Consider the following 12,136-nt stretch of genomic DNA (forward strand, 5'->3'; position numbering starts at 1 on the left):
AAGCAGGGCTTTTTAATGAATATGTTAATCATCGAATCCATCGTCTCTTCCCAAAGATAATCGACCAAGAGAATCACCCACGACCAGAGCTTCGATATCTCTACCGGATTCATCTTTGCTGGAAAAGATAAGTTCGAAAGCACTCATCTCTCCGCTTGGGAAAAGCATCACCTGAGGCTCAGGAAACTTCTTCTTATCCTCTTCAGACTTTTCAATCAGAGGCTCTTCGAACCAAGTGTCTTTCTCTTCATCATCCTGGACTAAAGGTAAGCCATCCAGGATAAGATCCAGCTTAACTCCAAATTCCATCTGTCTTTCGGATAAGATTCGATCCTGAGCCAGGGGCTTCCATTTACCTTCGTCGTAAAAGACATATTTGTAGCTTTCATCATCGATCACTATGCCGATGAAGTATCCACTGAGTACGGTCTCATCGAGAACCATCTCAGTCGAGGCCATAAACTGTAAAGCCGTTCTCTCCAACTCTCTTTGTTTATCGGCACCACTGAGACTCATAGTCACAGCGGAAGCGGCCAGCCCCATCAAAAGGACGACCAGCAACACTTCCATCAAGGTAAAACCTTTTTGCGGCTTCATCGGTTTTCGTTAATCAACGAATAGCAAGTTTACTGAAAATCTTGCAGATTCCAGTTACCGATATCATCTTCGGTACCTGGTTGACCATCGGGGCCGGCACTGAACACATCTAACTTGCCATTCTCGCCCGGACTAAGTAGCAGGTAATCATTTCTCCATGGATCCTGTGGTAAACGCTTCACATAACCATCGGCGCGGTAATTACGTGGCTCAGGTGAAATTGTAGGCTTCTGAACTAACGCCTCTAACCCCTGCTCTGTCGTTGGGTAGATACTGTTATCCAGCTTATACATATCCAAAGAATTCTCTAACGCAACGATATCCGAAACGGCTTTCTGCAGATCGGCCTTATCTTTATTACCCATCAAGTTAGGCACAACCATAGAGGCTAAGATACCTAAGATCACGATAACAACCATCACTTCGAGTAAGGTAAAACCTTTCTGTTTGTTTCTTGCTTGCATTAACAACGTCCTCTTATTGAAACCGCTCCACATCACAATCGCTCGACGCAGAGAAATAGATAAAACTGTTATTTAGTTACTGCTATTCTGCCTTAAAGTCAGGTTCACAGTTAAATTCATTTAACGACACATTTTTGATGACCGGAATTTAGCCACTGATCATATTATTCAACTCTAAGATCGGTTGCAGAATAGCTAACACGATAAACAGCACCACGGCAGCCATACTCACCACGAGCAGAGGTTCAAATACACCCAGCGCAATATTCACATTGGACTCGAACTCCCTATCCTGGTTATCGGCCGCTCGCTCCAGCATCTGCTCGAGTTGACCACTCTTTTCACCCGATGTGATCATATAGAGCATCATAGGAGGAAAAAGTTTCGTATTAGTCAGTGCAGCACCTAAACTGGTACCTTCCCGAACTCTGGCGGTAGCCTCTTCAACTGCAGCTCGTACTTTCACATTGATAAGCACTTCACTGGCAATACGCATTGCATCCAGCAGTGGCACCGCACTTGCGGTCAAAATACTTAAAGTTCGTGCAAATCGGGCTGTATTGAGCCCTTTGCTGACACGACCAATAACCGGAAACACGAGTAGTAAGCTATCGTACTTCATTCGATATTCGGCTTTTGTCAGTAGCCGCCTAAACAGCACAAAACCTATGACGATGACGCCCAAAACCAGCAAGCCGTAATCTCTTACAAAATCAGATGAGGCGATTAATAACAGGGTTGTCCAGGGGAGCTCCTGTCCCATATGCTCAAACTGACCCACCACCTCAGGTACTACTGCGGCCAGCAAAATCGCGATAACACTGATTGCTACAACGGTTAGCACCACAGGATAGATCATCGCCTGAGTCATCTTACTCTTTAACTGATGTCTTCTCTCGGTGTAATCGGCAAGACGGTTGAGCACGACTTCGAGGTGGCCGGATTTTTCACCCGAAGCCACCATAGCGCGATAGAGATCGTCGAAAATGTGGGGAAACTCTGCCATAGAATCTGCAAGACTATAACCTTCGACGACGCGGGATCTGACTGCCATAATCATACTGGCTAATCTGTCTTTCTCGCACTGCTGTCCTACCGCCTTTAATGCCTCTTCGACAGGTAAACCGGCAGCAACTAAAGTTGCGACCTGGCGAGTGATTAACGCAAGTTCCGCAACTGAGATACCTCGCTGAAAGAAACTCTTGCCGGTCGATTTCGCTTTGGATTCTTTTTCAACAACAGGGGTGATCTCGAGCGGCATCAAACGTTGTTCGCGAAGCTGACCTCGGGCATGGCGTGCCGTATCGGCTTCCATCACACCCTTTTGTTGCTTACCTTTTGAGTCTAACGCCTTGTATTCAAATGCTGGCATGACTGACCTCCACACCAACACAACTCAAAGCACCCCTTGAGAGGCGAAAATCAATTTGCCCTAAAACCAAGTATTCAAATGCTGGCATCAATTATTCCTCGCGGGTTACACGCAGCACTTCTTCAAGCGTCGTGATCCCTGCAAGCACCTTACTCATACCATCATGACGAATACTCGGCGTTGATTTACGAATATGCTTTTCAATTGCCAATTCTCCGCGGCCGGTATGAATCAGTTCGCGAACATCGTCATCGACCACGAGCAGTTCATGAATACCGGTACGTCCACGATAGCCATTATGGCCACATGCCTTACATCCCTGAGCGCGATAGATCACTCGGGTATCATCAGCAGTCATACCCAATAGCTCACGCTCACTCAAATCCGGCGCATGTTCAGACTTACAGTCGGAACAAAGGGTTCGAATCAGTCGTTGAGCTAACACACCCAATAAACTTGAGGAGACAAGGAAAGGTTCAACACCCATATCTTGAAGTCGTGTGATAGAACCTGAGGCAGTGTTGGTATGCAAGGTAGACAATACCATATGGCCCGTCAATGAAGCCTGAACCGCAATTTGAGCCGTCTCTAAGTCACGGATCTCACCAATCATCACCACATCGGGATCCTGACGCAAAATCGCACGCAGACCTCGGGCAAAGGTCATGTCGACCTTAGTGTTCACCTGAGTCTGACCAATGCCTTCAAGTTCATACTCGATAGGGTCTTCGACGGTAAGAATATTGGTATCTTTGGAATTAAGTTCGGTCAAACCTGCATAGAGGGTCGTACTCTTACCCGACCCTGTAGGTCCTGTGACCAGAATAATACCGTGAGGTTTACGGATCAGTTCATCGAACTGAATGCGTACCGCTTCGGTCATTCCCAGCTGGATAAGGTCTAAGTTTCCGGCATTTTTATCGAGCAGACGTAATACGACGCGCTCACCATGGCTCGATGGCATTGTCGATACACGAACATCAACGGCACGGCCGGCAATACGTAGCGAGATACGGCCATCCTGCGGCACACGTTTCTCGGCAATATCCAGGCGTGCCATCACCTTAATACGTGAAACCAGCAGTGACGAGAGTTTACGATTTGGCTTGAGTACCTCTTTGAGTACACCATCGACACGAAAACGCACAACAAGCTGTTTCTCATAGGTCTCGATATGAATATCAGACGCCTCTTCCTTAATCGCTTCAGACAAGAGTGCGTTGATCAATTTAATTATCGGCGCATCGTCATCGCCTTCAAGCAGATCTTCGGTCTGCGGCAACTCCTCGGCTAAGGTAAACAGATCCATCTCATTGCCAATATCTTCCATCAGCTGCTGAGCCTCTGAAGAGTTAGCCTGATAAGCCTGCGTCAGCCTAGCCTCAAACGCGTCCGATGCAAGCTGCACCAGAGGCAACTCCTTACCTGTATAGCGACGAGCCTCCAATAAAGCCTCGACTGGCGTCGAAGCGGTATGAAACAGGGTAAGCACTTGATCATCTAAGCTATCCAGTACCACTTCGAAGCGATGCGCAAAAGCAAAAGGTAACCGCTCCTTGCTCGTGGAGTGAAACACCTCATCGGTTTCACTTTCGACTGCCAGCCCAAGCTCATCGGTCACTTGTGCCAGCTCATCATTCTGAGAAGCTTGAGTCTCACTCATCATCTTTATCTTCAGTGGTGGCAGAAGTGTTATCTTGCTTATCTTTTTCGTTATTCTCAGAGATCGTCTTTAAGGCCGGATCCGTTTCACGCATCTTAGTCTCTAAACCTTTGCCCTCTTTATAACGCTCCAGAATGTCGTTGACTTCAGGAGGCAGGTAGTCAGATTGATTCCACTCTTCGAGTACCGGCACTTCACTGTTTGGCATCAGGTTAATGCCGCGATCCTGCTGCTCAAGCTGCAGCGCACGGAAGTAGTTGTACTTGCGACCAGCGATGCCTTCCATGGTGATCCCGTCACGGATAATGGTTGGCTTGATAAATACCATCAGATTTTTCTTCTTCTTGCCGCTCGAAGATGACTTGAAAAGATGACCGATAATCGGGAGATCGCCAAGGAAAGGTACCTTCTGCACACTCTCCTGCACCTCTTCGTTGATCAAGCCACCCAGGACAACAATCTGACCCGAATCAGCCATAACAGTGGTGGTCAGACGACGGGTCGCGAAGGTCACATCGACACCGGTTTTACCGTTGATACCTGAGACTTCCTGCTCGATGGTTAACTTAACCGAGGTGCCTTCGTTGATCTGAGGTACGACCTTAAGTTTAACTCCCACCTCTTTACGTTCGACAGTTTGGAATGGGTTGGTATTACTCGAGCTCGAGGTTGAGCCGGTCAGGATAGGCACCTCATCACCGACAATAAACGACGCTTCCTGATTATCCAGTGTCGTAATAGAAGGAGTTGCGAGTACATTCGACTTAGTATCGCTGGAGACGGCCTGAATAAGCGCACCGAAGTCGCCCATGGCCACGCCCCATGCCATACCGTTGACCTTACCTAAGGCCTGAGCCAGCAAGGTGATATCACCTTGAACATCCGGGTTATCGGTACAGGTCTGATTATCACCCGAACCGGTACAAGTTTGAGAAGCTTTAGTATCTTGCGCCTGCCAGACACCGGCACCAATTTCACCAATTGTAGGGCCTAAGTTATTAAACTGAGTACCACCGCCGGCAGCCGTGGCCCATTGCACGCCGAAGCCGACGTCGTCACCCTCGGCGACTTCAACGATAATGGCTTCAACCAATACCTGTGCCCGGCGAATATCGAGTTGGTTCACGACACTCTCAATGGTGCGCATCTGATCCGGCTCGGCGCTGATAACCAAGGCGTTGGTATCTGCGTGGGCCATGATGTTAATTTCATTACGACGCTTACTGCCACCTTGCTGTGCGCCACCATCTTTATCATCGACCAACTTCTGGGCAAAACCGGTCAATACCTCGACCAGATCTTCCGCATTGGCATAACGCAGGTAACGCACCTTAGTGTTGCCCATGCTGGCTTGCTCGGCATCCAGCTTCTTAATCAATGACACCACACGTTGGCGGCTTTTCTCATCACCACTGACAATAACGGCGTTCATACGCTCGTCGGCAACCACTTTGGGGGCTTGACCCGGCAACTGAGACTTATTGGCAGTCGAGCGATAGAGGGTATCGATAATACGTACTATCTCACCAGCCGATGCAAACTCCAGCGAGACCACCTGAACCTCGGTATCACCTTGTTTATCTACGCGGCGAACGATCTCAACCAATTTATTTACCACAGCAGCGCGACCCGAGATCATCAATACATTCGATGGGTCATAATTAACGACATTACCGCCACCGGCATTATCATTGAGCTGACGCAGTAGTGGAGCTAGTTGTTTCGCTTCCGTGTTATAGAGGGCAACAATACGTGTCACCATCTCATCGCCTAAACCTGGCTTATCATCATCGGCAACCCTGATAGACGCCGTCTTGGCATCCTTATCTTTGATCACTTTAATGATGTTGTTATCCATCTCTACGACCGCATAGCCATAAACCTGGAGCACATTGAGGAAGAATTGATAATACTGCTCATCGTCCAGCAGGTCATAGCTTCGTACATTAATTTTGCCACGAACCGTTGGGTCGACGATGATGGTTCTATTCAGGTTCTTACCAACTATGTTGATAAATTCTTGAATATCTGTCCCTTTAAAATTTGCCGCATACTGCTCAGACCAAGCGATTTGAGGAGCTAAAAGCGATGCTCCCATCACCATGCCAGCGATAAGCTTGTGGCGAATTTTCTTATTATTCATTTCTTTACTTCCCCTAAAACCTTTTTTATTGCGGCAGACTGAACAGGATCTCAACCAGCTGCCCTTCCCGTTCGATCATCAATGAGATCTCGGTTAATTCAGGTAGTTGTGCCATGACTTCTAACGCCTGACTCATCTGAGTCAAATCGTAGCCGTTAATTGATTTTGCTAAATCGTTGGCCTTAAAACCGGCCTTCTTAAACAGTTCTCTATCTTTACCCGGATTCAAACGGTAGCCCTGAAGCTCTCCGCCACTTTTTACCGGTGAAATGGCCAGATAGTCGGTTAATTTGCTCGGATCGGCTAACAGTTCGTCTCTGGAGCTCACCAACTCTTTGGCAACCTGACTATCTTTTCTCTTATCGACCTTATTAACCGACGACTTAGCCCGCTGTAACTGTTGGTTTGCCTTGCCTCCGGTCTCATATTTTAGACCATCCAGCATCAGGGTCTCGTAACGACCACTATTGGTGATAATGATGCGGTCTGCATAGACCTCTTTCAGCGAGGCTGAAGTACCTTTAATTTTATCACCTAAACTATAGGTGTTCTGACTGCCACTTGAAGCAATAACGGCCAAACCATGCTGCTGCGCAGTGGAGGCCACAACACCAGTCAATTGAATAGAAAGTGAAGTTTTTGGTGCGTCGGTGATCTTTTCTTCAACTGGTGCAATTTTAGGCTGATTAGAGCCTGAATCGGCCTTGCCAAACAAAGATAACTCTTTCAAATCGGAAATACTGACACGACTAGCCGAACTGCCGCTTACCGGGGTAGGCATCCAATTGGTTGGTGAATCAGAGGCTGGAACTAACTTCCAGGTGATCTGAGCTAAGAGGTAAAGGACCACTAACAAGCCGACCCAAAAAGCCGTCAAACTCAAAGGCTTATGCGGTATTGCCGCAGCCTTACTAATTACTTTATCTAATAAATCCATATTGAGTGGACCCTCTATACAGGTCTCTGTTCTGCTTAAGATAATTTAGGATGTCGTGACTTATGCTAACCTACACGGCTAATAGCAACAAGCCCATAACACCTGCTTAATTGGCGAAAATAGCCCAAATATGCTAACTTTACGCGCCTTAAAAGGGTGTGAAGTTGGTCGCTATATTAGGTGATCGCAACACTAAAAAGCGATTTTATTACCCAGCATGTGAAGTTGCCCATCATTAATTTTACTATGGAGACTCGATGAACAAGCCACCCGAACAACTAAAAGCCGTCCGTTTGGACAAATGGCTTTGGGCTGCACGCTTCTATAAGACCCGTGCCATCGCAAAAGATATGATTAATGGTGGTAAAGTTCATTATAATGGACAACGTGCAAAATCCAGTAAACTGGCTGAATTAAATGCTGTAATAAAATTAAGACAGGGTTATGACGAAAAAGAGATCATCATAAAAAAACTGTCAGATCAGCGTCAAAAAGCAACATTCGCGCAAACTCTGTACGAGGAAACGCCCGAAAGCATAGCTAAAAGAGAAACCTATGCTGAGGCGAGACGATTAAATGTACTGAACAATCCGGCTCCGGATCATAAGCCGGATAAGAAACAGCGCCGCCAATTAATCCGCTTTAAAGAGAGCTAATATCAAGCTCGGCATTGAAGTAAAGATTAAAGGCCATATATTAAGCATATATATCCAAATAAATGATAACTGCCCAGTTTACTGAACAGTTTTATACCGAATGACATTGTGAGATTGAAACCGAAATGAGTAAAGATAATTTACACCGCTACCTATTTGAAAATGCTGACGTCCGAGGCGAATTGGTACAGCTTGAGCAGAGTTATCAAGAGATCCTCTCGGCTCATACTTACCCTGCACAAATTCAGGAACTCTTGGGTGAGCTAATGGCTGCCACATCGCTGCTAACGGCTACGCTGAAGTTCAGCGGTGATATCAGTGTTCAACTTCAAGGCGATGGCTCTGTCTCACTCGCTGTTATCAATGGCAACAACCTTCAACAACTCCGCGGTGTAGCGCGCTGGGACGGTGAACTAACCGAAGGTGCGACTCTGCAACAACTGTTTGGCAAAGGGCATATGGTCATCACCTTAACCCCAACAAAAGGCGAGCGCTATCAAGGTGTTGTTGCGCTTGATAAGGACTCTCTTGCTGCATGCCTTGAGGAATATTTTACTCAGTCTGAACAACTACCCACTAAAATATCCCTGTTCGCCAACGGCAAGCAAGCTGCCGGAATGTTACTTCAGGTGCTGCCGAGCGAAGGCGAACACAACGCCGAGTTTGAGCACTTAGAGCAACTCACCGCAACAGTTAAGGCCGAAGAGCTTTTCGAGCTGGAGGCCGAAGAGGTGTTACACCGCCTCTACCACCAGGAAGAGGTTCGACTTTTTGATCCTATCGAAGTGACGTTCTCATGTACCTGTTCGAGAGAGCGCAGTGCCTCTGCAATTCGCACCGTTTCAAAAGCTGAAATTGATGCCATCATCGCCGAGCAAGGTAAGATAGAGATGGGTTGCGAATACTGCAATACAAGCTATCACTTTGATTCAATTGATGTTGAAGCTATTTTTAGCAATACCCAGGCTCCAGAGACCAAACAGTAAAGCCTCAGTAGTCACGACGAACAAAACGAGGGTGCTTGTGAGCGCCCTCTTTTTTTAACCAAAAATACGATCTTCCTCACACATTCATATCTGCTTAAGTTACAATCACATTTCAGCGCATCAAGACGCCCATTTTTCAAATAAAAAATACAAGTCAGCAAAGACTGACAAATAATTCCGACCTTAAACATGGAGACCCTACAAATGGCGGATGGAACACACAGTACTCACCACAACCCCTCAACGGCACAACTCATTGAACTTGCTCTATCCAGAGGAGAAGGTGAACTGACTGCAAACGGTGCACTCGTCGCAAAAACAGGTGAACGCACCGGTCGCTCACCTAACGATCGTTTTATCGTTAAAGAGCCAGGCTCGGAAGCAGATATTGATTGGGGCCCGGTCAATAAGCCTTTTGAGCAAGCCGCATTTACCGCGCTATGGAACAGAGTCGAAGCATACCTGGGCGATAAAGAGTTATTTATCTCTGACCTGGAAGTCGGTGCAGACCTTGAGCATTATCAACCGGTACGGGTTACCACGGAGACGGCTTGGCATCAGCTGTTTGCTCGTAACCTCTTTATCGTTCCTGAGCAATTTAACGCTGCCGATAAGCCTGTCTGGCAGATAATGAATGCACCGGGGTTTGTCTGTGAACCAGAAAGAGATGGCACTCACTCCGATGCGACCGTGGTTATCAACTTTGCCGAACGCAAAGTACTACTTGCCGGCCTTAAGTATGCCGGTGAGATGAAAAAATCGATGTTCTCGGTACAAAATTTCCTGCTTCCGGCAAAGGGTGTACTCCCTATGCATTGCTCGGCTAACGTCGGGATTCAAGGCGATACAACACTATTCTTCGGTCTGTCTGGCACAGGCAAGACCACACTGTCAGCCGATCCTAAGCGTTTTCTAATCGGTGATGACGAGCACGGCTGGGCCCCCGGCGGTGTCTTCAACATTGAAGGCGGGTGTTACGCGAAGTGTATCGATCTTAGCCAGAAGAATGAGCCCGTTATCTGGAATGCGATCCGCTTCGGTACCGTTCTGGAAAACGTCACCATGGATGAAAACCGAGTTCCGGATTACACCAACTCGAGTCTCACAGAAAACAGCCGCGCCGCTTATCCCCTCGAACATATCGAGCTGCGTAAAGAGGAGAACCGTGGTGCAGAACCTCATGCGGTTGTCTTCCTGACCTGTGATGTTTCGGGTGTCTTACCACCGGTATCTATACTCACTAAAGAGCAGGCGGCCTACCATTTCCTATCGGGTTACACGGCAAAAGTCGGCTCGACAGAGATGGGCTCGAGCTCAGCGATTCAATCAACCTTCTCTACCTGTTTCGGTGCACCTTTCTTCCCTCGTCCGGCGGGTGTTTACGCCGAGTTGTTGATGAAGAGGATCGAATCATTCGGTAGTCAGGTTTATCTGGTTAATACCGGTTGGACCGGCGGTCCTCACGGTATCGGTAAGCGTTTCGATATACCAACGACCCGCGCTATAGTTGATGCGATTGTTAATGATGACCTAAAGGGCGTCGAGACAGAGCATCTGGCTAAGCTGAATCTGAATGTACCCCTCGCCATTCCGGGCGTTGAGACCAAATTGCTTAACCCGGTTAATACTTGGGAAGACAAGGCTAAGTATGCAGAGTATGCACAACAACTAGCTGAAAGTTTTACTAAAAACTTTACTAAATACCAGGTGCCAGATTCGATAAAGAATGCCGGACCGAATGCTTAATCTGAATGAGTCATATCATTTAAGTTAAATGTTAAAACAAAAATCCCGGTCTGGTTTTCCAGACCGGGATTTTTATATGTATAGCTAGGCGTAAGTCAATATAGCTTGCCTAAGTGCATCTATATCATCACCGCAGAGGTGATGCTTTAGGGCATCGAACTTAGTCTGGGGCCAGGAGTAGATATCCAATGACATTAACTCATCGATGATCTCAGGCTCGAAACGATACTTGATCCGTTTCGCCGGACTCCCCGCAACCACACTATAGGGGGCAACGTCTTTGGTAACCACGCTATTTGCGGCGACAATAGCCCCTTCACCGACTGTGACACCGGGCATAATCATGGCGCGCATCCCCAGCCAGCAACCATCTCCAAGGTGAGTATCTCCCTTACCTTGGTAAGACTCTTCGATGAATTCCATAAATGGGTATAAACAGAACCAGTCGGCCCTATGGTTATGATTGCCCCCCATCAGAATCACGACTTCGGCGGCGATACAGACATAGTCACCGATATGGAGCTGATCGATATGCCAATTAGGCTCTCTATTTTCGCCCTCGCGGTCACCGCACAAGTAGCGGATGACAGACTCTTCAAAACCATTATCCCAGCAGTCGCTGTAATAACTATGGGTGCCCTTGATATGTATATTCTTGTTTCTCACAACTTCATGCAGAAGTTGAAATTTTGACCAGTGCTTTTTTGTCATGACAATGTACTCTTAACTAGATTTTCTCTGCCACGGAACGTTTGTATGTGGCGATGTGTTCACGTTCAAAACACATCACTTACCGATTCTGGGTTGCTTTAATAACGGGATAATTTTCATCAATCCTCCCCTCTCTTCTGAGTGAGTACTATAGCGAATAATTGTATCTCCGCCTTAATCGCAGTCAAATTTATCGCACCTGATTTCAACATTTTTGCTGAAAGTATTCTTGTTGAAAGCGCTCCTGCTCCGCTCCTATTTATTCACAACCGGACTACCGAAACGCCTATCAAATCTCCTTAACGGCGAGCGAATGTTAAGCTTACCAAACACAAAGTAAAGTAAGCTTGACTTTATATGTTGGTTAAATTAACCTCACAGGTAAAGTAAGCTTTACATTTTGCATCCGTGATAGTTAGAGTCAAAGAAATTAACCATAAAAAGTTATAGGGAGATTAACCATGAAAAGTATTTTCAATGCACTCTGCTCCAAGGGGCTACCCACAAGAGACCTGAAGAATGCCAACCGAGTTAACTTGCTAGCCGTACTTTGGGCGCTATCACTCTTAATCGGCTCATTACTGTCTCAATACTACTCTTTATCAGCTCTGGTAATCAGCCTCGCCTTCATCATTCACACACTCATTGGCATCGCTATGGCATTTGCCTTCAAGCGTTTCCTGGGCCAGCTAGATGAGATGGAGCGAAAGATCCAGCTAGATGCCTTAGCCCTTGCTGTCGGCGTTGGTATGACTCCCCACGTCAAGTTAAACATAGCGATCCCTGCCATTTGCTTAGCACCATTACTCATAGTTAGATGAGTTAATACATCAGATGAAGCAAGTATATTCGTCGGTTTTC

The 12,136-nt window shown here is 46.9% G+C and carries 11 protein-coding genes; 4 read left to right on the forward strand and 7 right to left on the reverse strand.

Annotated features, from left to right (window positions below; genetic code table 11):
- Positions 1–24: 24 nt before the first annotated feature.
- From gspH to gspC, 6 genes are all read right to left on the reverse strand, one after another.
- Positions 25–597, reverse strand: coding sequence for a type II secretion system minor pseudopilin GspH (gene gspH, locus EKG39_RS22620; protein WP_126508234.1), 573 nt, complete (start codon positions 595–597; stop codon positions 25–27).
- 29 nt (positions 598–626) lie between these two features.
- The gene (gspG, locus tag EKG39_RS22625) at positions 627–1,061 is read right to left on the reverse strand and encodes a type II secretion system major pseudopilin GspG (protein ID WP_126508235.1); all 435 of its coding nucleotides are present in this window, start codon (positions 1,059–1,061) and stop codon (positions 627–629) included.
- Between the two features lie 148 nt (positions 1,062–1,209).
- Positions 1,210–2,433 (reverse strand): type II secretion system inner membrane protein GspF, encoded by a 1,224-nt coding sequence (gene gspF / locus EKG39_RS22630; protein ID WP_126508236.1) that lies wholly within the window; start codon positions 2,431–2,433, stop codon positions 1,210–1,212.
- Positions 2,434–2,524: 91 nt separating this feature from the next.
- Positions 2,525–4,096 (reverse strand): type II secretion system ATPase GspE, encoded by a 1,572-nt coding sequence (gspE, locus tag EKG39_RS22635; protein WP_126508237.1) that lies wholly within the window; start codon positions 4,094–4,096, stop codon positions 2,525–2,527.
- Positions 4,089–6,239 (reverse strand): type II secretion system secretin GspD, encoded by a 2,151-nt coding sequence (gene gspD, locus EKG39_RS22640; RefSeq protein WP_126508238.1) that lies wholly within the window; start codon positions 6,237–6,239, stop codon positions 4,089–4,091. Before gspD ends, gspE begins: the two co-directional genes overlap by 8 nt.
- Positions 6,240–6,264: 25 nt before the next feature.
- On the reverse strand, positions 6,265–7,176 hold the full coding sequence (gene gspC, locus EKG39_RS22645; protein ID WP_126508239.1) for a type II secretion system protein GspC: 912 nt from the start codon (positions 7,174–7,176) through the stop codon (positions 6,265–6,267).
- Between the two features lie 257 nt (positions 7,177–7,433).
- On the opposite strand from gspC, the gene hslR reads away from it, so the two are divergent.
- From hslR to EKG39_RS22660, 3 genes are all read left to right on the forward strand, one after another.
- Positions 7,434–7,832 carry a ribosome-associated heat shock protein Hsp15 gene (gene hslR / locus EKG39_RS22650; protein ID WP_126508240.1) on the forward strand — a complete coding sequence of 133 codons (399 nt, stop codon included), beginning with the start codon at positions 7,434–7,436 and terminating at the stop codon, positions 7,830–7,832.
- Between the two features lie 125 nt (positions 7,833–7,957).
- Positions 7,958–8,818: an Hsp33 family molecular chaperone HslO gene (hslO, locus tag EKG39_RS22655; RefSeq protein ID WP_126508241.1), complete on the forward strand. Its 861-nt coding sequence runs from the start codon at positions 7,958–7,960 to the stop codon at positions 8,816–8,818.
- 204 nt (positions 8,819–9,022) lie between these two features.
- Positions 9,023–10,564: a phosphoenolpyruvate carboxykinase gene (locus EKG39_RS22660; RefSeq protein WP_126508242.1), complete on the forward strand. Its 1,542-nt coding sequence runs from the start codon at positions 9,023–9,025 to the stop codon at positions 10,562–10,564.
- A gap of 84 nt (positions 10,565–10,648) precedes the next feature.
- On the opposite strand, the gene EKG39_RS22665 is transcribed toward EKG39_RS22660, so the two are convergent.
- The gene (locus EKG39_RS22665; RefSeq protein WP_126508243.1) at positions 10,649–11,275 is read right to left on the reverse strand and encodes a CatB-related O-acetyltransferase; all 627 of its coding nucleotides are present in this window, start codon (positions 11,273–11,275) and stop codon (positions 10,649–10,651) included.
- 461 nt (positions 11,276–11,736) lie between these two features.
- On the opposite strand from EKG39_RS22665, the gene EKG39_RS22670 reads away from it, so the two are divergent.
- A complete protein-coding gene (locus EKG39_RS22670) occupies positions 11,737–12,096 on the forward strand; it encodes a hypothetical protein (protein ID WP_126508244.1) in 360 nt (119 codons plus the stop codon).
- The last annotated feature ends 40 nt before the right edge of the window (positions 12,097–12,136 follow it).

It is taken from the genome of Shewanella atlantica (assembly GCF_003966265.1).
GTDB classification, from domain to species: Bacteria; Pseudomonadota; Gammaproteobacteria; order Enterobacterales; family Shewanellaceae; genus Shewanella; species Shewanella atlantica.